The following is a 22,458-nucleotide window of genomic DNA, read 5'->3' as shown; positions in this document are numbered from 1 at the left end:
TTTTATCATATCATGAAAAAAGAACGGCGCCTGTTATGCCCGTTCTTTTTCTCCGGAATGATCCTTCACATGAACCGGATCATCGTGGCTTTTCTGTTTTACGAATACATTCTGGCCCGGATAGGCGAACTCCACGCCTTCCTCAGCAAAAATATCAATAATCCGGCGGTTGATATCCTGCCGCACGTCCAGGCTTTCCGCCCAGACGATGGTCTTTGTGTAAAAGTTGAAAAACAGATTATAATAGCTGTCCGCAAACACGTCAAAGTTAACCATAATCGTATCATCATGCACGCCTTCATGTTCACGAAGCATTTCTCTGAGCCTTGTGATGCACCGCTCTAAACGATCAATCGGTGTCGCATAAGAAACACGAACGGAAAACGTGACCTGGCGCTTCGTCATCCTCGTCCAGTTTGTGATGGCTTCCATGGACAGCGTTGAATTGGGCACGGTAACAAGCGCCCCCTGCGCCGTGCGGAACCTTGTGCTTCGGAATGTGATATCTTCAACGCCCCCCGTCACAGATGACGTCTCGACCCAGTCGCCGATCGTAAACGGCTTTTCCGTAATGATGATAATGCCGCCGAAAAAATTGCTGATCGTATCTTTAGCCGCGAGCGCGAAGGCCAATCCGCCAAGTCCGAGTCCGGCCACGAACCCGTTTACATCATAATTGAATTCCTGCGCGATCACACTGACGCTGAGCGCGAGAATGACAAAGCGCAGCACCTTGGATAAAAACGGCGCCAAAATGTCATCCATATCAAGCTCAAAGCGCTGATTGACTTTATGAAATAAAAACGAAGACGCCGATGTCAGATTGCAAAGCCCCCAGGCGATCAGCGCAACGATCAGAGAGCGGTACAATTTTTTGACAATGTCCATCTGCCCGTCTAAAAACGGCGAATACTCAATCGCCAAAAACAGACCCAGCGCCACGAAAAACCATCTGGCCGGCTTGTCAAACGCTACGGCAATCTGTTTGAATATGTCGGTTTTCGGCTTGTTCGCCAATTTGTAAATGAGCTGAAAAAAGTATTTGACAAACAGTTTTCTCAAAACGAGAAAAGCCGCTAAAATTCCGATGCTGATACTGATCTGCGAAATATGGTCAAGCGTAAAAAAGCTCTGAAATTGTGTCATCATGGCATATGCTCCTTTGTCTTGTCGAAAATCTATTATACTAAAACATTCGGACATCAGCTTCTTTTAATGTCTTTAGGCAGCCTGAAAAACCCCGGCATCAGAGCACAGCCGGGGTTTTCACACATTCGTTCATCTTTCAGCCAGATACAACAGGGTCAGGCACTATTTCTTCTTTGATTGTGTCTGTTTCAGGAGAGTCGCTTTTTGGATTTCAGCATCGGTTTCGGCCTTAATTCTTTCTTCCACTTTCAATCTCCCTTTTCCCATGATCTCGCCTCCTTTTTGCCATTATAAATCATCACTGCGGATTGTAAACCGAAAAAAGCACTATCTTTATTCCAAAAAAATACTGTTTTGCACATTCACCAGTTTGAATCGCTGTGCATATACGAATCTGATATAATAACAGAAATGCCCATGAGGGGAGCTGACAAGCTTGTATACCATCGCTCATCGCGGCGCCTCCGGTTACGCGCCCGAAAATACATTTGCGGCATTTGATATCGCTGCCGAAATGAACGCTGATTTCATTGAGCTTGACGTCCAGCTCACAAAAGACGGTCAGATTGTCGTCATCCATGATGACAAAGTCGACCGGACGACGGACGGCTCCGGTTTTGTAAAAGATTTTACGCTGAAGAAGCTGCAGTCTCTGGATGCCGGCAGCTGGTATGGGGCTGAGTTTAAAGGGGAGCGGATTCCCCTGCTCGAAGAGGTTCTGAAGCGTTATCATTCTGAAATCGGATTTTTAATTGAGCTGAAAGGGCACGTTTCTCAAGTCGGTCTTGAAAAAGCAGTCGGCCAGCTGTTAAGCAGGTTTTCCTTTTCCATCCACCCTATCGTTCAATCATTCAGCCTCAAGTCGATTCAGACCTTTCACGGCATGTATCCGTCCGTTCCGACTGCAATTATTGCAAGACCCAGCTTTGGGATGTTTTCCAAAAACCAGCTGAACGCCTACAAATCAGCCGTAAATTATGTCAATATTAAATATACCCGTCTGAATCGGTTCTTGATTTCCACCGCTCACAGACACGGCCTGAAAGTATTTGCCTGGACGGTCAGAAATCAAAAGACGGCCGAAAAGCTGCAAATGATGGCAGTTGACGGCATTGTAACTGATTTTCCGGATTTTATTTCTAAGGATGGCTGATATGAAACAATACATCGCAATTTTTATCGGAGGCGCGCTTGGCGCATTGCTCCGCTTTGAAATGAGCGCGCACATTCACAGCGGTTCTTTCCCGGCGGCCACTTTCCTCGAAAACGCGGCGGGAAGCCTTTTACTCGGTCTTATTACGGGTTATTTCATCATTCGGGCTAAACGCCCTCTTTTGACCGCCTTTTTAGGAACCGGTTTTTGCGGAGGTTTCACGACGATGTCAACCTTCGCAAAAGAAACCATTTTTCTGCTGCAATCGTCTCCCGCAGCGGCTTTTTGTTATGCTGCCGCGACTTTATTCGCTGGTCTTGCCCTTGCATACGCCGGCATTTTTTTGGGACGGCGGATTGCCCTTCACGCAGCGGGAAGGGGGCATGATACACCATGACGATTGTCCTGATGCTTATCGCAGCGGGTATCGGAGCGGTATTACGGTCTCTGCTGGGTAAAACAATTTCAGAAAGAACAAAAGGTTTTCCGATTCCGCTTGGAATGGCTGCGGTCAACCTGCTCGGCTCCTTCGGCCTCGGCATGTTCACCGGCCTGGGCCTGGATAATCCTTCTGCCGGCATCATCATCGCGACAGGCTTTTTCGGTGCGTTTACGACCTTTTCCACGTTCAGTATTGAAGCCGTGCAGCTGATGATGAACAACCGCATAAAGGAAAGCCTGCTCTACATCGCTGTTTCAGCAGCCGGAAGCCTTTTGGGGTTCTGGTGCGGCTTCATTATCATGTCCATTTAAAAAAACCTTGAGCTTATTTTTCGCTCAAGGTTGCGTTATGAAGCATGACCGTTTCAGGCACGGGCAGCTGGCGGTTTATTGTTCCCTGACCGCCCGGGCGGCCCTGTTCTTCTTTGAGTTCAAGCTGTTTAATAAACCGGCCGTCCATTTCTAATATGAGGGCAGTGTATCCCCCGATTTGTATCGACTCACCCGCACAGATGTCAATATTCCGTTTCAGCACAAGACCGCCGATCGTGTCGACTTCCTCTTCAATTCCTGCGCCGAGAAGATGATTCACCTGATCAATCCGAACCTTTCCGTCCAGCACATAATGGCGTTCGGACAACTTTTGAATCTGCGGCTGTTCGTCCTCATCAAATTCGTCTCTGATATCGCCGACGATTTCTTCAAGGATGTCTTCGGTCGTCACAAGACCGGACGTTCCGCCGTATTCATCAGACAATATCGCCAAATGAATCCGTTCCCTCTGCATTTTTATCAGCAGGTCGTGTATCGGGATCGTCTCGATGACTTCAATCACCGGGCGGACGTAAGACGTGATGGATACTTCCGCTTTTTCATCTTCTGTCATAAACAGCAGATCTGAAAAGAGATGCTTCGTATTGATCATGCCGATGACACTGTCTTTGTCCCCGTCCGTTACTGGCCAGCGCGTATATTTGTCTTTCAGCATCATATCAAGCATTTCCGGCACGTCCATATCAGTGGAAACAGCCGCGATTTCTTTTCTCGGGATCATGATTTCCTTGGCGATCCGATTATCAAAATCAAAAATTTTATTCACAAATGTATATTCAGACGGATTGATTTCTCCGTTTTTTAAACTTTCTGACAGCAGGATCCGCAGCTCTTCTTCAGAGTGGGAGCCTTCATGCTCAGATGCCGGCTTTAATCCGGCCAAACCGGTCAGAATTCTCGCGGAGCCGTTCAGCACCCAAATAAACGGGAACATGAACACGTAAAATAACCGAAGCGGTCCGGCAATCCATAACGTCAGCTTTTCCGCTTTTTGAATCGCAACCGTTTTAGGCGCAAGCTCACCGACGACGACATGCAGAAACGTAATCAGACCGTACGCCGCAGCAAAAGCAATCACATGCTCAGCAGAATCCGGGAGCCCCATGCCCTGAAACACAGGATGAAGCATCCGCTCAAATGCAGGCTCTCCCAGTACGCCGAGCCCGATGGATGTGAGTGTAATGCCAAGCTGCGAGGCGGATAAATACTCATCAAGATCCGTAATGATACGCTTTGCGAGCACCGCCCGTCTGTTCCCTTCTGAGATGAGCTGATCGATTCTGGATCTCCTCACTCTGACGATCGCAAATTCACTCGCCACGAAAAATGCCGTTAACGCAATGAGCACACCGATTAAAATCAAACTGTCAATATCGTCCATTTCACCTTATCCCGAATTGAAGGATAAGGACGTCACCTCCTGATTTCATCGTTTTTTCTTAAGCGAGAGGAACGAAATGGGTGATTGACTACACAGAGGGCCCCATCCTGCCACCTCCTAAGTCAAAGCATGATTGTAATTTGTATATTTTATTGTATCACAACTCCATTCTTTCATCATTTTCAGATTTTTTTATCATATAAAAAACAGCCTTCAAAAAGAAGGCTGCCGTTATCTGCTTCGGAAATGATTTTCTAAACAAAGCGCCGTATTAATCCCCCCGAATCCCATGCTTAAGCTTAACGCATGGTGTACGGTATGGGCGCTCGGCCCGTCGGTCACCCACTGAAATGAATCGTCAATCGGCTCCGTTAAGTTTCGGATCGGATGAAGCTTGTTTTCCCGCATTTGCAAGAGAGCAGCAATGATTTCAACCGTTCCGGCCGCACTCAGACCGTGTCCGGTAATCGATTTTGTCGCATTAATCCGCGCGTGCGACAGGCCGCTTTCAGAAAGCGCCCGGCATTCAGTCTTATCACCGATCGGTGAACCGGTGCCGTGCGGGTTGATGTAATCGATCTCTTTTGCTGAAAGACCGGCCCGCTCCAGCGCCTGGCGGATCACCGTCATTTCGCCCTCTGCTGAAGGATTCGGGTTGCGGTTCGCATCGGAAGCCATCCCCCAGCCCTTTAAGCCGGCCCACGAACGGGCGCCCCTCTCTTCGGCAGATTCAGCGCGTTCTAGCACAATCGCCCCGCACGCCTCTCCGAATATAAACCCGTCCGTATGCCGGTCAAACGGGCGGCAGGCGGCTTCAGGCCGTTCAGCGTATGTATCAGTGCCCATCGCTCCCAAAGAACGGAGAGCATGACACTCCATGTACGACAGATCGGCCAGCGCCCCGATCACGATACATCGGTCAAACAGGCCTCCTTTGATTCCTTGAGCAGCCTGGATAACTGCCGCCTGGCCGCTTGCCGACGCGCCGCCGACCGTAAAGGCCGGCCCTTTTATCCCGAATTGCTCCGTACAAAGCCCCGACAAATCACTATCCATAAAAGAAAGCCCGTATGTCGGATTTACAAATTGCGGTTTTTCACCGTTTTTCTCAAAGGTCTGCAGCAATTCGCGCTGCGTCATATTCGAGCCGCCGATGATCAGACCGGTGCGGCTGTGGTCAGCGCCGTCTAATTGAGCGTCATGCCACGCTTCATATAAAGCGATAAGCGCCGTCTTTCCTGATAATGCGGCCCTTCGGTACAAGCGCTTGGACAGCGCGTCCGGCGGCGTTAATTCGCTAAGCTCCGCGCCGATAAACGAACTGCCTTTCTGCCGGCCGGGCCGTTTCATCACATCAAAGGCGTGCCGCCCCTCCATGAGCGCATCGAGAAACGCCTCCTTGCCTTGTCCGACCGCGGTTAAGACTCCGATTCCTGTAATGCTGATGTCTGACGTGCCATTATTTCTCCTCGACATTTGTCCGTTCTCCCATCTTTATGTATTGGAAGCTATGAAGAAAAATCTTGATACAGTGCTTTGAAAATATCGCGCGACTGTCTGATCTGTTCTGAAGGCACGCTGAAAGATAATCGGAAATAGCCGCTTTTTCCAAATCCGCTGCCGGGTACGATCAATAGTTTGTATTTCTGTGCGGCATGCATGCAGAACGCCATCTCGTCTTCAATCGGTGATTTCGGAAAGACGAAAAAGCCTCCTTTCGGCATTTCAAATTCGAAGCCGGCTTCTGTGAGGATGTCCACCATAAGGTCTCTCCGCTTTCTGTAAGGTTCAGCATCAATCGAAAGATCATCCATTTTCGCCACGGCGCGCTGCATCATGACCGGAGCGTTCACAAAGCCGAGCGTCCGGTTGCAGAAAACGAACGCATCCGTCAGAAGATCGCCCTCAGGCATTTGGGTGTCTGCCGCGATATACCCGAGCCTCTCCCCCGCAATGCCGAGATCTTTACTGAACGAACTGACTAAAATCACGCGGTGATACGCCTGAAACGGATTCGCCTGCTCTTCTCCATAGATCAGCTGGCTGTACGGTTCATCAAATAAAATAAATATGCTTTGGCCGTTCCGCTCTTCGGCTTCTTTTAATAAGGCGCCTAATTCGTTAAGGTTTTTCTGGCTGAGCACAGTCCCCGTCGGATTATGCGGCGTATTAACGATCAGTCCTTTCGTACGGGGGGTGATCGCACCTTTAACCGCTTCAATATCAATCTCAAATGAGTCAGTCAGCGGGCAGATGACGGGTCTGCCGCAGTAATTTTCAACATACGCTTTATATTCCGCAAAATAAGGCGAAAGAAGGATGACTTCTTCCTCCGGGTTTAAAATGCTCTTCAGCGCGACATTCAGCGCCCCGCCGGCTCCGACCGTCATGACTGTATGCCTGGCGGAAATTTCTGTCTGAAACCGCTCTGACAAAAAGCGCGCAACCTTTTCTCTCGCCTCCGGAAGCCCCTGGTTTTGTATGTATCCGTGCCGCCCTGTTTCAGCCGCTTCGCAAAGCGCCTTTTTAAATGTTTCAGGCGGCTCCGCAACCGGATTTCCTATCGAAAAGTCAAATACCTTATCGGCGCCGAACTCTTTTTTCAGCCGAGCGCCTTCATCAAATAGTTTGCGTATCCATGAACCTTTCTCCAGATTCTGTGTCACTTCCCGTGATAAACCGGCCACTGTCATCTGTCCCTTCTGTCTTTTTCTTCCGTTTCTATTTACAATGATTATGAAAGATTTACATGGCGCAGTCAACGCTTTTTCAGACAGCCCGCCGCGCCGTTTCAGGAGAAAGACGGAAAACAATAAACTTGTGCAAACTCCCCTTCATATATTAAACTATTCTCATAACTATAACGTGATGGTTGGGGAGGGATTTAGATGGGGCTGAGACTTATCGCATCAGTGAATTAGCAGAGCTTGCCGGTGTAACGAAACGCACGGTGGATTACTACACAAACCTCGGGCTTTTAAAGCCTGACAGGTCTTGTTCGAACTATCGTTACTACGATACACTTGCACTTAATCGGTTAAAGTTTATAGTCGCTTGTAAAAAGCAGCGATTGGCCCTGTCTGATATAAAAGATCGACTGGAGAACCAGTTTCCCTCTTCAGCCCTGCCTGACGATATTGGAAATCTGGCATCGGAAATTGATCACATGAATCAAAACATCTCCGTGATCTTGAATCGGTTTGAAAAGCTTGAACCAGAGGAGCGCGCCCAGCTGAAAAAAAGGCTGGCTCCTGAAAAGCTTGCAGTGCTTCAATCATTTATGCTGCTGTTAAGTTAAACCATTATCTTACTAACAGGAGGTGTTACCTTCATCTTCCCAAAAGAAGTGAAGGTTCTAATTGGACATTGTGAATTTGATTTTAGTCGCGGTTTTAATCGCGCTGACGGCATTTTTCGTAGCATCTGAGTTTGCGATAATCAGAATCAGAGGCTCACGGGTTGACCAGCTTATAGCAGAAGGAAATAAAGCCGCAATCGGTGTCAAAAAAGTGACCACGCATTTAGATGAGTATTTATCGGCGTGCCAGCTCGGCATAACATTGACTTCCATCGGTCTTGGTGTCTTAGGCGAATCAACGATTGAACGCTTGCTTCATCCGCTTTTCACAAAGATAAACGTACCAAGCTCATTATCACATATTATTTCATTTATTCTCGCCTACGCGATCATTACATTCTTACACGTGGTCGTGGGAGAGTTGGCGCCGAAAACAGTCGCCATCCAGAAAGCGGAAGCCGTTTCAATGCTGTTTTCGAAACCGCTCATTTGGTTTTACCGCATCATGTTCCCGTTTATCTGGCTTCTGAACAACTCCGCCCGTCTTTTAACGAAGACGTTCGGTCTGGAGACGGTGTCTGAAAATGAGCTTGCCCACTCTGAAGAAGAGCTGCGCATCATTTTATCGGAAAGCTATAAAAGCGGTGAAATCAACCAGTCTGAATTTAAATATGTGAACAAAATCTTTGAATTTGACGACAGACTTGCAAAAGAAATCATGATTCCGCGTACGGAAATCGTCAGTCTGCCGCATGATATCAAAATTTCTGAAATGATGGACATCATTCAGATTGAAAAATATACCCGGTACCCTGTCGAAGAGGGTGACAAAGATAATATTATCGGCGTTATTAACATTAAAGAAGTGCTGACCGCCTGCATCAGCGGCGAAGTATCAGTCGACTCGCCGATTACCGATTTTGTCAATCCGATCATCCATGTGATTGAGTCGGCACCGATTCACGATCTGCTTGTAAAAATGCAGAAGGAACGGGTTCATATGGCGATTCTGTCGGATGAATACGGCGGAACCGCGGGGCTTGTCACCGTTGAAGACATTATTGAAGAAATCGTCGGGGAAATCCGTGATGAATTTGATATCGATGAAATCAACGAAATCCGTAAACTCGGCGACGGCCATTACATGCTTGACGGCAAGGTCCTGATTGATCAAGTGAACGAACTCCTCGGCATCCATTTAGAAAATGACGAGGTCGACACCATCGGCGGCTGGTTCCTTACCCAGAAATACGACGTCGAACAATACGACTCGATTATCGAAGAAGGCTGTGAATTTATCATTAATGAAATTGACGGCCACCACGTCGCATATATCGAAGTGAAAAAACTGGCGTTTGATGAACTGCTGGAAACCGCCGAACAAAAAGAAGCATAACAAAAAAGCTTGCGCGTCTGATACAGACGGCAAGCTTTTTTTCATTTACAATTGTTCAAGTTTTTTCTCAAGCTCTTTAATTCTGGCATTCAGCTCTTCTGTCATGGCCGCAAGCCTCTCCTTCGGCGCAAGATCGGAAAAGTCCTCCAAAAAAATCGGCTCGCCGATGATAAGCCGCATTTTTCCCTTTTTAAACAGTGCTTTTCCCGTAGACGGCCCTTTATATGCGGCCGGAACGAGCGGCGCTTTTCCCATTTGGGCGATGGTCACGGCCCCTCTTTTCAGCGGGACGTCTTCTGATGTTCTCGTACCGCTCGGAAAAATCCCGACAATCTTTCCTTCCTTCAGAAGCTTAATCGGCGTTTTAATGCTGCTCGGACCCGGATTTTCACGGTCAACCGGGAACGCGTGAATCTTCTTCAAAAAACTTCCGATCCACTTTTTCTGAAACAGCTCTTTTTTCGCCATATAATGAATCTGATGGGGCAATATCCCGACACCGAGCGTAAGGACGTCCACCCAGCCCGCATGCGTGCACGCAATAACGAATCCTTTATCAGACGGAAGATTCTCTTTATTGTACACTTTCACTCCTCCGCGCAGGGATAGAATGCATTTGATGGCATTTGCACAAAACTTATACATAACGCACTTCCTTTGTTGTAATGATCAAAAGTGTTCTCTCTCTCTATTATAACAATATTTTTTATTACCTGGTACTAATAATTATATTTTTCCTCCGCCGATCTCTATCTTTTATGACGGATTTTGGGTACTATAGAGAAATGGTGTTTGATGAGGTGAAAATGAATTTAAGCCGTTTGCATGGAACGTGCAACTTTAAACCTTTCTTATGCGTGTATAACATAGAGGGGAGAAAAGGCAGTGACGATCGATGAAATTTACCAAATGTATATGAATGATGTTTACCGGTTCCTGCTCTCCATGACAAAAGACAAGCATCTCGCTGAAGATTTGCTGCAGGAAACCTTTATGAGGGCATACATACACATTCACTCCTACGACCACAGCAAAGTAAAGCCATGGCTTTTTCAAGTGGCGAGAAATGCGTTTATAGATTATGTCAGAAAACATAAAAAGGAAGTGACCATTTCCGATGACTTAATTGGGAGCCTTTTTCAGACGGCTGTTCAAAGCCCGGCTCATCAGATTGAAATCAAGGAAGTGCTGACAGGGTATATGTCCGAACTTCCCGACAATTATCGGGAGGCCTTAACACTGTATTATTTAAAAGAACTGAATTACAAAGAAGCATCCCATATTATGAATATTTCAGAGGCTAATTTTAAAAGTGTTTTATTTCGTGCCAGACAGCGGCTGAAAGCACTTTATAATAGAGGTGTTAATGATGAATGAAGAATTTAAAAAGCGTTTTTACCAATACAAAAATGGAGAAATGAGCGACCGGGAAATGGCCGCCTTTGAAGAAGAGCTGGAAAAGCTGGAAGTCTATCAGGAGTTGATTGAAAGCGAAATGCAGGACGACCGGGAATGGGACGTCGGCATCAGCCCGGAAAAACAGAAGGCCATTTTATCATACGGAAAACGCAAATCGTATTTGCGGATTTCAGTTCTCGCCGTCATTTCCACTTTGATGATTTTGCCGCTTTGCACTTTAGGAAGCTACCTCTATTACGGTCTGGGAGGAAAAGAAAGCACCGGCAATCAATTAATGGAGACCGCGGCAGTGACGGTGGCGACAACGATGCCGAACGTCCTCGTCGATACCTCCGGACTGAAAAGCCAGGTGAAGCTGTTTGGAATGAATACGGAATTTCCGCTGCAAAAGCAGATCGGCACAAAAACGAAATCCGTCGGCGGAGAACGGATTGAAATGTTTTTAGATACGGTCAAATCGCCTGCCGTTAACTACTATGATCTAGACGCGGCACAGGCAAAGCATTATTTCGCCCATCCTTCCGGCTTAAAGGAACGCACGATTGAAAAAGCCGGACAGACCTTAAAAAAATTGCCTGAAGGAAGCGTGGCGGAGGTATATCTTTCTTATGACCGGGCCTACCCTTCTTCTCAAGTATATTCGACTTTTAAAAAATACGATGTGAAGTTTTTATGGAACGCGGTCGAAACGGAGAAAAATCTGAAAGACAGTCCTTATGCCGAGCCGTTAGGATTTCCCGGGAAAGATTCCAAGATGGTGTCCTCTTTCGAAACGCAAGGACAGACAGACCGTGAACAATTTATCAATGCCCTTGAATTTATGTCCCGCCATAAAAAATGGGCGCATGCAATATCGAAACGCAAAGACATGAATCTGGGCAGCCGAATCGACTATGTTGAACATCACGGAATGAACGTATACGGCTCTGTCGTGACGGGGCCGACAAAAGAAATCGAACGTCTGCTGAAAAACAAAACAGTAAAAGCAGCAAACATCGGTGAGGTGGAATTATGGAATTGGTAAGAATTTTTAAAGAGCATAATGTTTTCGGCTGGATATCAGTCGGTACCGCGATTTTGTCGCTGCTGCTTTTGAACGTGGCAATCATCAGCAATGTGACTTTCTATTCTTATCAGATGCTGCCGTTTGCGATGGCCGCCGTGCCGTTCGGCATCATTGAGCTGTTTATAAAAAAAGGACGGACGGGCCCGGGACTGCTCGGTGTCATCCTCAACCTTTTCGTCATTGTCTGTGTATATACGATCGTTGCCGTTGATACCAATCTGCAATTCGGTTTTTAAACATAAAAACAGGCCCTTTTACGGGGGCCTGTTTTTTTAAAATGAAAGAACGCCGATTAAATGCAGCAATACGACGATGATAGCCAGCGGCACGAGATATTTCAGAAGGAAATACCACAGCTGAAAGAAACGATAGCCGATGGCGGAACCGCTTTTCATCTCGGCAAACAGCTCCTGCTTCGGTATTTTCAGCGGGACGAAGATTGATATTAATAAAGCGCCGAGCGGAATCAGCACATTGCTGACGGTGAAATCCGCAAGATCAAAAAACGTTTTTCCGAACAAATGAACATCACCGAGAACACCGTATGATAAACAGGACGGAATTCCGACTAAGAAAATGAGCAGACCGCTTGTCCACGACAGCTTCTTTCTTTTCGTTTCATCACCTTTCCCGACAGTCGCCACGATAATTTCCACCATTGAAAAGGCCGAAGTCAGCGCGGCGAAGAAAAAGACCGCCAAAAAGCTGATAAAAAACAGCGAGCCGAACGGCAGCCGGTCAAACACAGCCGGCAGCACGGTAAACAGCAGTGTAGGCCCTTCATCCGGTTTAAAGCCGAACGAAAAAACCGCCGGGAAAATGGCCAGTCCCGCAAACAGCGTAACGAGTACATTCATCATAACAATGGAACCCGCCGAACCCGGAAGATTTTGGGTTTTCGGCAGATACGAACTGTATGTCACCATGACGGAAACACCGAGCGTTAATGTAAAAAACGCCTGTCCTAAAGCATATAGGATGGATTCCGGCGTCAAATCTTCAAAGTGCGGAACCAATAAAAATTTAATCCCCTCAACAGCATGATCGAGCGTGACTGATCGCAGCACAAGCAATAGAAACAGCACGAATAAAATCGGCATCAGCACCGCACTGACACGTTCAATCCCTTTCTGTACGCCTTTTGCGACGACCGCCACCGTCATGATCATAAATACAAGCTGCGCAATGAGAGTCTGGATCGGATTTTCAATGACCGTCCCGAACACCGTGCCGTACTGCTCCTGAGTGAGCCCGGATAAAGAACCGGTAACGGCTTTTAACACATAAAGCAAAATCCACCCGCCGACAACACTGTAAAAAGACAAAACTAAAAAACAGGCCGCCACACCCACATAACCCGTGAGGTGCCATACCGACTTCGGCGCGGCTTGTTTGTAGGCATCAATCGCATTTGTCTGGCTCCGTCTTCCGAAAATAAATTCACCGAGCAAAAGCGGATAGCCTAAAAGCACGGTAAAGAGGACGAATACAAGAAAAAAAGCGCCTCCTCCGTTCGTACCCGCTACGTAAGGGAACTTCCAAATGGCTCCCAGGCCGATCGCCGAACCGGCAGCGGCCATAATAAATCCTATTTTTGAGGCCCATTGAACCCTTTTTTGGTCAGACACGACTTTCCACTTCCCTTCCGCCCTATATTATCCCTTATTCGCTGCGATAACTTAAGCCCATTTCAATATGTTTCATTATTCCGAAAAATAAAAAGGAACGGCGGGTGCCGCTCCTTACAAATCCCCGTTTAATTTCGAATGCTTTCTCGAATATAAGAAATAAATCACCAGACCGATGATCAGCCAGATAAAGAAACGGAATATGGTGGTGGCGCCAAGGTTAATAATCAAAAACACACAGAACAGAATGGACAATACCGGAATAAAGGGAACCCCCGGACATTTAAAAGCCCTCGGCAGATCAGGCTGTTTCTTTCTCAATACGATAACCGCCACGGAAATCAGGACAAACGCGGCAAGCGTGCCGATGTTCACCAGCTTCGCCAGTTCATCAAGCGGGACGAGCGAGCCGAGTAATGCCGACAGGATGCCGAACATCCATGTCACCACGTGCGGCGTTTTATGCTTCGGATGGACTTTTGAAAGCGCCCCCGGCACCAAACCGTCACGGGACATGGCAAACATCACCCTCGTCTGGCCGTACAGCATGACGAGCATCACCGTTGTCATTCCCAACACTGCGCCGATATCAATAATCCCGGCCACCCAATTCTGTCCGGCCATCTGCAGGACGAGAGACACGGGATGGTCAACGCCCTCAAAGCGGGCAAACGGAACGACGCCCGTCATAATCGCCGATACGGTCACATACAGCACGGTGCAGATGATTAATGAAAAGATAATTCCTTTCGGCAGATCCTTCGCCGGATTTTTCGTTTCTTCAGCGGCGGAAGAGACGGCGTCAAAACCGATAAAAGAGAAGAAAACGAGCGCCGCGGCACTGAAAACACCGCCGAAACCCATCGGTATAAACGGCTGCCAGTTGTGAGGTTTGACATATACGGCCGCAACGGCGATAAACAATAGAACAACCAGAACCTTCAAAATGACCATAATATTATTGACCCGCTTCGATTCCCTAATGCCTAAGTAGAGGAGGAATGTAATCGCAAGCACGATAACAAATGCAGGGAGATTAAAGAATGTGACCGTGCCTTTAATGGATCCCGGCGCGGCCGTTAATGCGGTCGGAAGATGAATGCCGAAGCCCGCCAAGAATGATTGAAAATAGCCGGACCAGCCGACCGAAACCGCGCTGACGGCGAGCATATATTCCAAGATTAAATCCCATCCGATGATAAACGCTAGAAGTTCACCCAGTGTCGCATAAGTAAACGTGTAGACGGAACCTGAAACCGGGACGCTTGAAGCAAATTCAGCATATGACAGAGCCGCAAATAAACACGCAAGAGCGGCGATGACAAATGAAACAGTCAGCCCCGGCCCCGCCGTGACAGCGCCTGTTCCAGTTAATACAAAAATTCCCGTTCCGATGATGGCCCCTATCCCCAGAAGGGTCAGATCAAAGGCCCCTAACTCTCTTTTCAGCGACTTTTCCCCGCTCGTTGCAGCAAGCAGGTCCTGAATGCTTTTCTTTCTGAATACGCTCCCTTTCATCTGCTTCACTCCTTGTAAACCAATATATGTTAGAATATTCAGATAACAATAGCAATAATGACTAAATTCTTATTTTTCGCACGAAATGTTCCAGCACATCATCCCTTTCTCCTACATCATATTATAGCGAAAAATATAAAAATGAAAATAACTTTTTTGAAAATTCTATATATTATTTTTAGTTTTCATAAAACAGAACTCAGCAGATTCTCTGCTGTGAAATATTAACATTAGTGATTCAGCTGGCGACTTCCATTTTTTAAAAATCGTATTCATATGTACGTTCAAATAAAAATCCCGCACTTTTTAAAAGCGCGGGATAATACTTGCGTATTATGTTGAAATAAATCTGCCGCCATTTACGTGAATGGTCTGCCCCGTCATATAGGAAGATTCGTCTGAAGCCAGAAGCACGTAAGCTCCGGCGTGTTCCGCAGGCTGTCCCGGTCTTCCCATCGGAGTGTCCAGACCGTGCTTTTCTACCTTTTCTTCAGTAAACGTCGCCGGAATCAGAGCGGTCCAGATCGGTCCAGGGGCCACCGCATTTACTCTGATCCCCTGATCGGCTAATGACATCGCCATTGAACGCGTAAAGGAAACGATGCCGCCTTTCGTGCACGAATAGTCGATCAATGAAGTGTCTCCCTGATAAGCGGTAATCGACGTTGTATTAATGATGGCGCTCCCTCTTTTGAGATGAGGCAGCACGGCTTTTGTCATATGAAACATAGAAAACATGTTTGTACGGAATGTCTTCTCCAGCTGTTCAGCTGTAATATCAAGAATCCCGTTTTGCGGATGCTGCTCAGCCGCATTATTAACGAGAATATCTATTTTTCCGTAGTGATCTAAGACTTGCCGGACCGCCTTCTGACAATGCGCCTCATCACCGACGTCTCCCGGAATTAACAGGCATTCGGCCTGGTATTCTTCCGCACGCTTTTTCGTTCTCTCAGCATCGGCATGTTCGTCTAGGTACAGGATGGCAAGATCCGCTCCCTCCTTCGCGTAAGCGATCGCAGCCGCTGCGCCGATGCCGCTGTCTCCGCCCGTGATGACGGCGACTTTTCCTTTTAATCTGCCCGACCCTTTTACATCCGGGTCCTCCAAGAGCGGTTTCGGCTCCATGTCTGACTCAATACCGGGCTGGCGCTTTTGCACCTGCGGCTTTTGTCCTTCCGTCTGTCTGTCCATCGGATTCATATTCTCACTCTCCTGCAATTGGTATTACTGAGACGATACCACGCAATGCGGGGAGTTAAACGGACAAATATGCCGGTGATTAAAGCTGCTGAGCCGTTTCGGGAAAAGCGCCGGTGTATTTCGCAGACGGCCTGTAAATCATGTTGTCAGCGGACTGTTCAAGCACGTGTGCGCACCAGCCTGCCATTCTGCTTGCTGAAAAGGTCGGCGTAAACAAATCATTGTCGACATCAATGGCCTGCATCACAGCCGCTGCGTAAAACTCCACATTCGTATACAGCTTCCGTCCGGGCTTATATTGCTCTAACAGGCGGATGGCTTCCTTCTCCACATAAAGCGCCAAGTCAAGCGACGGATCATTTCCCGCCACTTCTTCAGCCTTTATGCGCAGCGCTTCCGCCCGCGGGTCTTTTGTTTTGTACACCCTATGTCCGAAGCCCATTAGGCGTTCTCCCTTCATAAGCTTCGCTGTCAAATATGCTTCTGCATTTTCTTTTTCCCCGATGTCTTCAAGCATTTTCGTGACGCCTGAAGGTGCGCCTCCGTGCAGCGGCCCTTTCATCGTACCCAGTGCGGCAGTGACGGCAGACACTAAGTCTGATTCCGTCGAAACGGTGACTCTCGCTGAAAAAGTCGATGCATTCATCCCGTGCTCCATCGCCAGAATCATATACGTCTCAAGCGCTTTCTTTTGGGCTGCGGACGGCTGCCTGCCTGTCAGCATATACAAATAGTTTTCAACGTGTCCGTATCGCGCCTCAGGTGACAACGCTTCCTGCCCTTGTTTACGGCGGTATCTGTACGCAATAATCGTCGGGGTGACGGCAATCAGTTTAATCGCTTCTTCCGGCTTGGGCGGATATGTAAATGAATCTGTGCCCAAACCTGAAACAGCCGTTCTCAGCACCGCCATGTCGTCCATTTCATCCGGAAGCGTTTCCAGTAAGTCGATCAAATGTTTCGGAAGCCCGCGCTCGGCTGCAAGTTCTTCCTGAAACGCAAGCAATTGCCGCTCATCAGGAAGCGTCCCGTTCAAAATGAGATACGCCGCTTCTTCAAAACTGAATTGCAGCGCGATATCCTTCGCGTCATAGCCGCGATATATTAAATGCCCCTTTTCTCCGTCAATATGGCTGATAGCCGTTTCTGCACAAGTAATCCCTTTCAATCCACGATAAATCAATTTCATTCCCCCTTATCCTCTTTCTGTTATTATAGTAAATATAATATTTAAAAAATAATGAATATTTTTAAGGGAATTAATTAAAACTTTTAATCAGAGGAGTGCATCTATGGATTTTAAATGGCTTCACACCTTCGTCACCGCGGCAAAATATGAGAATTTCAGAAAAACGGCGGAAACGCTTTTTTTATCTCAGCCGACCGTCACCGTTCATATAAAATTATTAGAGAAAGAAATCAGCTGCAAGCTGTTTCAGCGGAGCGGCCGGAAAATACAATTGACGGAAGAAGGAAAAGCATACGTGCCGTTTGCCATGAGGCTTTTGGAAGACTATGAAAACAGCATGGCGGAGCTGCACAGAGTGCGCCAGGGCTACTCGCACACGCTGACACTCGCTGTTTCGCCGCTTATCGCCGACACCGTTCTCCCGTCTGTCATGAAGTGTTATACAGAGGACAATAAAGAAACCGAAATGACGGTCACCATTTTCGAATCGGAAGAAATCGCCTCTCAAATCAGAAACGGCTCAGCCGATATCGGACTGAGCTGCTTAAAGGTGCAATCATCTTCCCTCACTTGCCGCCCCCTGTACAATGACCCCGTTGTCCTCGTCGCGCCGCCCGGCCGAAAACCCGGAACAGGGAAGGCGGATGAAGTAAAAGACCTGTTCGGACAATATCTGCTTTTGACCCATAACCATCCTGACTATTGGAATGATTTGCTCCGCCAGGTCAGAATACAGTTCCCTTTCGTCAGGACAATGAAGGTGACACAGACGCATATTACGAAACGATTTATTAAAGAGGGGCTGGGTGTCTCATTTCTGCCGCTGTCAGCAGTACGGGCCGAACTCGCCGCAGGCAGCATGATTGAAATTCCGTGCGAATTCGTCCAGATGCCGAGCGCGGGCGCGTACGCCATCGCCCTCTATGAAAATGAAAAAAAGAAAACCTTTTTAGATTTTTTATCACATTTTCATTTTTAGGTGAAACAAATGGAGCTCTGTCCCGTCTAAATAAAAAACCCGTTCTGATGAACGGGTTTCTATCGCTGCTAGAATCTTTTCGCGCCAAGGTAGCGAGGTTTCCAGTAGCTGTTATTCAGATCACTTGTTGTGACGCCGTCAGAACCGGCATGGATGAACTTGTTGTTTCCGATGTACACACCCATGTGTGAAGGGCCGGCCTGATATGTTGTAAAGAAGACGAAGTCTCCTCTTGACGGGCTGGACACGCTCTTCATTGAGCTCCAATATCCGGCAGTGCTCGTTCTGCCGACACTCGTCTGTTTGTTTAATAGGTACCAGATAAATCCGCTGCAGTCAAAGCCGGAAGTTGTTGTTCCGCCCCATACATACGGCGTGCCGATTAAAGATTGCGCATCAGAAATCAGCTTGTTTACATTCAGGCTCGTCTGTGCAGCATTATGGCTGGATGAAGGCTGCTTTGATGACGAAGATCCTGAAGACGTTGAACCGGAAGTTGATCCCTTTACTTTAAGAACTTGTCCGATGCGGATCAGGTCCGTTTTTAAACCGTTTAAACTTTTTAATTGGTTTACCGTCATTTTATATTTATTCGCAATTTTCCAAAGGCTGTCGCCTTTTACGACTTTATATGTAGACGATGATGACTTGCTGCTTGAGCTTGAACCTGAGGATGATTTACCGTTAATCGAAAGCGTCTGACCGATGTAAATGATATCCGATTTTAATTTGTTCTCAGATTTAATGGAATTAATTGACGTTCCATACCGATTTGAAAGTCCCCATAATGTATCGCCTTTTTTTACCTTAATCGTTTGCGCAGATGCCGCGCCCGCAAACAAAGTCGTCCCCAAAACCACTGCCGTTGTTACTGTAACAAGTTGCTTTTTCATATTTTCCTCCCCGAATGATTCTATCTATTTTATGTGTCTCTTTTTTAAAGTTTTTATCTGTTTCCTATTATAAGGTTCAATTTCCACTAGAAATAGACTTGACTTCCCGTGACAAATTTCTTACTAATTCGTTTTAGAAAAAAGTTTTTAAGGGTATTAAATATTTCAATTTGATTTCAAACGTGACGAAAAACGAGTCAATTTGTCATGTTTTTTTCCTGTGATCCTCGTATTTTGGAAAAACAAAGCAGTTTACTTTCCAAATAACTCCTTGTTAAAAAAATCCTCATCTTTTTCAAAAAAGTGAATGGTTTTCACTCTTTCTTGAAAACATAAGTTACACCGGAATTTACATTTCTAACAATGTTTCACCTGAAATTTACAGGAGAAACAGGCGCTCTTTACAAACACCCCCTACCATTAGACATGCAGACACGATTAAAGGAGGACGAGTGAGAATGAGTCTATTTAAACAGGTTCGATCAAAACTTCTGCCGGCGGCAGCCGTATCCGTACTGACAGCCGGTCTGATTGCGGGCGCGGGGCTTCAGCACTCCGAACAGGCTGCGGCAAAAAAACAGCCTGACAAAAACGAAATCAGAAACGTCATCTTCATGGTCGGCGACGGAATGGGCGCTCCCTATATGAACGCCTACCGTTCGGTCATTAACAAAGGAAAGCCTTCGGATGGTATGAAACTGACGGCATTCGATCCCAATCTCACCGGTATGATGATGACTTATCCTGACGATCCTGATTCCAATATTACCGATTCCGCGGCGGCTGGCACGGCAATGGCCACAGGCGTGAAAACGTATAACGCGGCGATCGGAGTCGATAAAAAAGGAAAGCGGGTAAAATCCGTCCTCGAAGAAGCGAAACAAAGAGGGAAATCCACCGGACTTGTCGCAACTTCGGAGATTGCCCACGCCACCCCTGCGGCATTCGGAGCCCATAACAAATCCCGAAAGAACATGGATGACATCGCAAGCAGCTACTTTGATGACCGCATCAACGGAAAACAGAAAGTCGATGTGCTCCTCGGAGGCGGCAAGTCAAACTTTATCCGTAAAGACCGCAATATAACAAAGGATTTCAAAAAAGCGGGATACAGCTACGTGACATCAAAACAGGAGCTCAAAAAGGATCGTAACAAGAAGATTCTCGGCCTGTTTGCCGATGGCGGACTCGACAAAGCAATCGACCGCTCAAACGCCGTCCCTTCATTAGAAGACATGACAACGGCAGCGATCGACAGGCTGAACAAGAATAAAAAAGGGTTTTTCTTAATGGTCGAAGGCAGCCAAATTGACTGGGCGGGACATGACAATGATATAGTCGGCGCAATGAGCGAAATGAAGGATTTTGAAAAAGCGTATAAAGCAGCGATCGCATTTGCCAAAAAGGACAAACATACGCTTGTCGTTGCCACGGCTGATCATACCACCGGCGGATTGACGATCGGCGCGAATGACGATAAAAACTGGCATGTTGAACCGATTCTTGCCGCGAAAAAAACCCCGGCATTTATGGCTGACCAAATCAAAGCGGGCAAATCCGTATCTTCCGTGCTTGCGCGTTATACAGACCTGAAATGGTCAAAAGCTGAAATCAAACAGATCGAAACGGCCGCAAAACAGGATGCTGACAAGAGTATCTACAAAGCGATCATTAAGCTCTTTAATGCGAAAACCAACAGCGGCTGGACAACCGGCGATCATACGGGCGAAGAAGTTCCCGTTTACGCATACGGTCCGGGAAGAGAGTCATTTACGGGGCTTTTAAACAACACGGACCAGGCCAAAAAGATCTTTCACATCCTGAGACACGGAAAATAAAAAAGGATGCGGGGGTTTCCCCGCATCCTTTCTTCTTTTACAGATATCTCCGGTGCACTCCTTTGCCGTCATAAGAAAACATCACTTCTCTGTCTTCAAGAACAGATTCGATGTGCACGCTCCTGCCCCACAGCTGGTACAGATACGGCAGCACTTTCTCCAAATATTTCAGATCAAGCTCAATTCCCTCATACCAATGTTTAATATAAAGCTCATTATTCTTCAGGTAATCCCCGTCATTGACGGTCAGATAAGGAAATCCTCCGTTGACCCGCATGTTCACGAGCTGGTCTCGCACGGCCTTCCATTCTTTGTCGATCACTTTATAGTCCCTGCCCTGCTTTTGGAATAAATACAAATCCTCACGCATCACGAGATCTTTCGTCAAATAATTGCGGATAAATGATATATCCGATTCAATTTCCCTGACCTCAAACATTTTCTCCCGTCCGGAACCGGGCTTTACTCCTGTTTTTTTCATTTCATCTGTCGGGTTGTCATAACGCTCTTCGATGTCTTCAAAAATTTTCAGCCCTAAATAATACGGGTTGATTCCCGTTTTTGACGGCTGAACGACGCCTGCGTTCAGCTTCGCAAATTCGATGGCTTCATCTGAAGTCAGGTCAAGCTCGCGGATAATCCGCTGATGCCAATAGGATGCCCAGCCTTCGTTCATGATTTTCGTTTCCAGCTGCGGCCAGAAATACAGCATTTCTTCTCTCATCATGGTTAAAATGTCACGCTGCCACGGTTCAAGCTCCCGCGAATGTTCTTCGATAAACAGCAGAATATCTTTTTCCGGCCGGGGCGGAAACGGTTTTTTCCCTTTTTTCTTTTTCACCTGCTTCGGCTTATCCATTCCCCATAAATCATCGTAAGGCGATGGCGCGGTTTCTTCTTCGTCCTCCTCTTCGTCATCGACGCTCCACAGCAGCTTCGGCCTGACGAGCGACGGATCGATATGCTCCTGAACCGCCAGAATGGCATCTAAAAAGGACTCCACCTCTTTTATCCCGTGAATTCTTTCATAATGCTTAATCCGCTCCGCCGCAGCCGCCATACTCTCAACCATGTCCCGGTTCGTATTTTGAAAGCGGCAGTTATGTTTAAAAAAATCACAATGGGCAAGAACATGGGCTACAATTAATTTATTTTGGATCAGCGAATTGCTGTCCAGCAAAAAAGCGTAGCAAGGGTTGGAATTAATGACAAGTTCATAAATTTTGCTCAAACCGAGATCATAATGGAGTTTCATCTTATGAAATTGTTTGCCGAAACTCCAGTGGCTGAATCTCGTCGGCATGCCGTACGCGCCGAATGTATAAATAATTTCAGCCGGGCAAATTTCATATCTCATCGGGTAGAAATCAAGGCCGAAACCCTTCGCAATGTCGGTTATTTCCTCAATTGCCCGCTGTAAACCTTTTGTCTCCTCCGCGTTCAACCGAATCCCCCCTACTTGGACTTATTTATAATGTATGACCCCTCCTCTCAAAAGATGAAATAACAGACCGGTTTCCGGCTGAAAACTTTCGGCACATCCGCGCCGTTTGCTTTATATGTAAGTGGGTAAA

At 47.0% G+C, this 22,458-nt stretch carries 22 protein-coding genes; 10 read left to right on the top strand and 12 right to left on the bottom strand.

All coding sequences use genetic code 11. The annotated features are described in order from the left end of the window. Positions 1-33 precede the first annotated feature (33 nt). Positions 34-1,149, bottom strand: a complete 1,116-nt coding sequence (locus MY7_RS03855) for a mechanosensitive ion channel family protein (RefSeq protein ID WP_015239489.1) — start codon at positions 1,147-1,149, stop codon at positions 34-36. 162 nt (positions 1,150-1,311) lie between these two features. Next, positions 1,312-1,416 carry a YhdX family protein gene (locus MY7_RS19490; protein WP_003155299.1) on the bottom strand — a complete coding sequence of 35 codons (105 nt, stop codon included), beginning with the start codon at positions 1,414-1,416 and terminating at the stop codon, positions 1,312-1,314. 169 nt (positions 1,417-1,585) lie between these two features. Here MY7_RS19490 and MY7_RS03850 point away from each other — a divergent pair, with 169 nt between their 5' ends. Genes MY7_RS03850 through crcB form a run of 3 tightly spaced genes read left to right on the top strand, consistent with a single transcriptional unit; the run spans position 1,586 to position 3,055 of the window. Next, entirely contained in the window at positions 1,586-2,302 is a 717-nt protein-coding gene (locus MY7_RS03850) for a glycerophosphodiester phosphodiesterase (protein WP_007610342.1), read from the top strand. 1 nt (position 2,303) lies between these two features. Next, on the top strand, positions 2,304-2,699 hold the full coding sequence (locus MY7_RS03845) for a fluoride efflux transporter FluC (RefSeq protein ID WP_029325977.1): 396 nt from the start codon (positions 2,304-2,306) through the stop codon (positions 2,697-2,699). After that, entirely contained in the window at positions 2,696-3,055 is a 360-nt protein-coding gene (gene crcB / locus MY7_RS03840; RefSeq protein WP_007610339.1) for a fluoride efflux transporter CrcB, read from the top strand. The genes MY7_RS03845 and crcB overlap by 4 nt, the downstream gene beginning before the upstream one ends. A gap of 13 nt (positions 3,056-3,068) precedes the next feature. On the opposite strand, the gene MY7_RS03835 is transcribed toward crcB, so the two are convergent. The 3 genes from MY7_RS03835 to MY7_RS03825 form a co-directional block, all read right to left on the bottom strand. Further along, a complete protein-coding gene (locus MY7_RS03835; RefSeq protein ID WP_007610337.1) occupies positions 3,069-4,457 on the bottom strand; it encodes a hemolysin family protein in 1,389 nt (462 codons plus the stop codon). Between the two features lie 231 nt (positions 4,458-4,688). Beyond that, complete coding sequence (locus MY7_RS03830; protein ID WP_007610335.1) at positions 4,689-5,933, bottom strand: beta-ketoacyl synthase N-terminal-like domain-containing protein; 1,245 nt, start codon at positions 5,931-5,933, stop codon at positions 4,689-4,691. A gap of 32 nt (positions 5,934-5,965) precedes the next feature. Further along, complete coding sequence (locus tag MY7_RS03825; protein ID WP_029325978.1) at positions 5,966-7,150, bottom strand: pyridoxal phosphate-dependent aminotransferase; 1,185 nt, start codon at positions 7,148-7,150, stop codon at positions 5,966-5,968. Between the two features lie 179 nt (positions 7,151-7,329). On the opposite strand from MY7_RS03825, the gene MY7_RS03820 reads away from it, so the two are divergent. Beyond that, the gene (locus MY7_RS03820) at positions 7,330-7,755 is read left to right on the top strand and encodes a MerR family transcriptional regulator (protein WP_007409263.1); all 426 of its coding nucleotides are present in this window, start codon (positions 7,330-7,332) and stop codon (positions 7,753-7,755) included. A 61-nt stretch (positions 7,756-7,816) separates the two neighbouring features. Next, positions 7,817-9,151: a hemolysin family protein gene (locus MY7_RS03815; RefSeq protein WP_003155308.1), complete on the top strand. Its 1,335-nt coding sequence runs from the start codon at positions 7,817-7,819 to the stop codon at positions 9,149-9,151. 45 nt (positions 9,152-9,196) lie between these two features. Here MY7_RS03815 and MY7_RS03810 read toward each other — a convergent pair whose 3' ends face one another. Beyond that, on the bottom strand, positions 9,197-9,796 hold the full coding sequence (locus MY7_RS03810; protein ID WP_007610331.1) for a lysophospholipid acyltransferase family protein: 600 nt from the start codon (positions 9,794-9,796) through the stop codon (positions 9,197-9,199). A gap of 240 nt (positions 9,797-10,036) precedes the next feature. Here MY7_RS03810 and sigM point away from each other — a divergent pair, with 240 nt between their 5' ends. The 3 genes from sigM to MY7_RS03795 are packed head-to-tail and all read left to right on the top strand — an operon-like array spanning position 10,037 to position 11,872. Further along, positions 10,037-10,528 (top strand): RNA polymerase sigma factor SigM, encoded by a 492-nt coding sequence (sigM, locus tag MY7_RS03805; RefSeq protein ID WP_003155312.1) that lies wholly within the window; start codon positions 10,037-10,039, stop codon positions 10,526-10,528. Further along, positions 10,518-11,594, top strand: a complete 1,077-nt coding sequence (locus tag MY7_RS03800; RefSeq protein ID WP_087920756.1) for an anti-sigma factor — start codon at positions 10,518-10,520, stop codon at positions 11,592-11,594. The genes sigM and MY7_RS03800 overlap by 11 nt, the downstream gene beginning before the upstream one ends. Beyond that, the gene (locus MY7_RS03795; RefSeq protein ID WP_003155315.1) at positions 11,582-11,872 is read left to right on the top strand and encodes an anti-sigma-M factor; all 291 of its coding nucleotides are present in this window, start codon (positions 11,582-11,584) and stop codon (positions 11,870-11,872) included. The genes MY7_RS03800 and MY7_RS03795 overlap by 13 nt, the downstream gene beginning before the upstream one ends. Positions 11,873-11,908: 36 nt before the next feature. On the opposite strand, the gene MY7_RS03790 is transcribed toward MY7_RS03795, so the two are convergent. From MY7_RS03790 to MY7_RS03775, 4 genes are all read right to left on the bottom strand, one after another. Beyond that, positions 11,909-13,264, bottom strand: a complete 1,356-nt coding sequence (locus MY7_RS03790; RefSeq protein WP_007610324.1) for a sodium-dependent transporter — start codon at positions 13,262-13,264, stop codon at positions 11,909-11,911. A gap of 114 nt (positions 13,265-13,378) precedes the next feature. Continuing rightward, positions 13,379-14,782 carry an amino acid permease gene (locus MY7_RS03785; RefSeq protein ID WP_007610322.1) on the bottom strand — a complete coding sequence of 468 codons (1,404 nt, stop codon included), beginning with the start codon at positions 14,780-14,782 and terminating at the stop codon, positions 13,379-13,381. A gap of 333 nt (positions 14,783-15,115) precedes the next feature. Next, complete coding sequence (locus tag MY7_RS03780) at positions 15,116-15,985, bottom strand: SDR family oxidoreductase (RefSeq protein WP_007610321.1); 870 nt, start codon at positions 15,983-15,985, stop codon at positions 15,116-15,118. A 79-nt stretch (positions 15,986-16,064) separates the two neighbouring features. Further along, positions 16,065-17,168 (bottom strand): citrate synthase/methylcitrate synthase, encoded by a 1,104-nt coding sequence (locus MY7_RS03775; protein WP_029325979.1) that lies wholly within the window; start codon positions 17,166-17,168, stop codon positions 16,065-16,067. Positions 17,169-17,277: 109 nt separating this feature from the next. Here MY7_RS03775 and MY7_RS03770 point away from each other — a divergent pair, with 109 nt between their 5' ends. Then, complete coding sequence (locus tag MY7_RS03770; RefSeq protein ID WP_007610310.1) at positions 17,278-18,153, top strand: LysR family transcriptional regulator; 876 nt, start codon at positions 17,278-17,280, stop codon at positions 18,151-18,153. Positions 18,154-18,221: 68 nt separating this feature from the next. Here the strand turns inward: MY7_RS03770 and MY7_RS03765 are convergent, their stop codons facing one another. Further along, positions 18,222-19,046, bottom strand: a complete 825-nt coding sequence (locus tag MY7_RS03765; protein WP_007610309.1) for a C40 family peptidase — start codon at positions 19,044-19,046, stop codon at positions 18,222-18,224. Positions 19,047-19,504: 458 nt separating this feature from the next. On the opposite strand from MY7_RS03765, the gene MY7_RS03760 reads away from it, so the two are divergent. Continuing rightward, on the top strand, positions 19,505-20,884 hold the full coding sequence (locus tag MY7_RS03760; protein ID WP_007610308.1) for an alkaline phosphatase: 1,380 nt from the start codon (positions 19,505-19,507) through the stop codon (positions 20,882-20,884). Between the two features lie 37 nt (positions 20,885-20,921). Here the strand turns inward: MY7_RS03760 and MY7_RS03755 are convergent, their stop codons facing one another. Beyond that, positions 20,922-22,328 carry a SpoVR family protein gene (locus MY7_RS03755; RefSeq protein ID WP_007409274.1) on the bottom strand — a complete coding sequence of 469 codons (1,407 nt, stop codon included), beginning with the start codon at positions 22,326-22,328 and terminating at the stop codon, positions 20,922-20,924. Between the last annotated feature and the right edge of the window lie 130 nt (positions 22,329-22,458).

The sequence above is a fragment of the Bacillus sp. 5B6 genome (assembly GCF_000259405.1).
Classification (GTDB): Bacteria; Bacillota; Bacilli; order Bacillales; family Bacillaceae; genus Bacillus; species Bacillus velezensis.
This window is presented reverse-complemented; position numbering and strand designations above follow the sequence as displayed.

Excerpts from the sequence above, each read along its gene's own strand:
- MY7_RS03835 (WP_007610337.1), bottom strand. The coding sequence starts at position 4,457 with ATGGACGATATTGACAGTTTGATTTTAATCGGTGTGCTCATTGCGTTA.
- MY7_RS03830 (WP_007610335.1), bottom strand. The coding sequence starts at position 5,933 with ATGTCGAGGAGAAATAATGGCACGTCAGACATCAGCATTACAGGAATC.
- MY7_RS03800 (WP_087920756.1), top strand. The coding sequence starts at position 10,518 with ATGATGAATGAAGAATTTAAAAAGCGTTTTTACCAATACAAAAATGGA.
- MY7_RS03785 (WP_007610322.1), bottom strand. The coding sequence starts at position 14,782 with ATGAAAGGGAGCGTATTCAGAAAGAAAAGCATTCAGGACCTGCTTGCT.
- MY7_RS03780 (WP_007610321.1), bottom strand. The coding sequence starts at position 15,985 with ATGAATCCGATGGACAGACAGACGGAAGGACAAAAGCCGCAGGTGCAA.
- MY7_RS19490 (WP_003155299.1), bottom strand. The coding sequence starts at position 1,416 with ATGGGAAAAGGGAGATTGAAAGTGGAAGAAAGAATTAAGGCCGAAACC.
- MY7_RS03795 (WP_003155315.1), top strand. The coding sequence starts at position 11,582 with ATGGAATTGGTAAGAATTTTTAAAGAGCATAATGTTTTCGGCTGGATA.
- MY7_RS03855 (WP_015239489.1), bottom strand. The coding sequence starts at position 1,149 with ATGATGACACAATTTCAGAGCTTTTTTACGCTTGACCATATTTCGCAG.
- MY7_RS03845 (WP_029325977.1), top strand. The coding sequence starts at position 2,304 with ATGAAACAATACATCGCAATTTTTATCGGAGGCGCGCTTGGCGCATTG.
- MY7_RS03760 (WP_007610308.1), top strand. The coding sequence starts at position 19,505 with ATGAGTCTATTTAAACAGGTTCGATCAAAACTTCTGCCGGCGGCAGCC.
- crcB (WP_007610339.1), top strand. The coding sequence starts at position 2,696 with ATGACGATTGTCCTGATGCTTATCGCAGCGGGTATCGGAGCGGTATTA.
- MY7_RS03770 (WP_007610310.1), top strand. The coding sequence starts at position 17,278 with ATGGATTTTAAATGGCTTCACACCTTCGTCACCGCGGCAAAATATGAG.
- MY7_RS03810 (WP_007610331.1), bottom strand. The coding sequence starts at position 9,796 with ATGTATAAGTTTTGTGCAAATGCCATCAAATGCATTCTATCCCTGCGC.
- MY7_RS03825 (WP_029325978.1), bottom strand. The coding sequence starts at position 7,150 with ATGACAGTGGCCGGTTTATCACGGGAAGTGACACAGAATCTGGAGAAA.
- MY7_RS03765 (WP_007610309.1), bottom strand. The coding sequence starts at position 19,046 with ATGAAAAAGCAACTTGTTACAGTAACAACGGCAGTGGTTTTGGGGACG.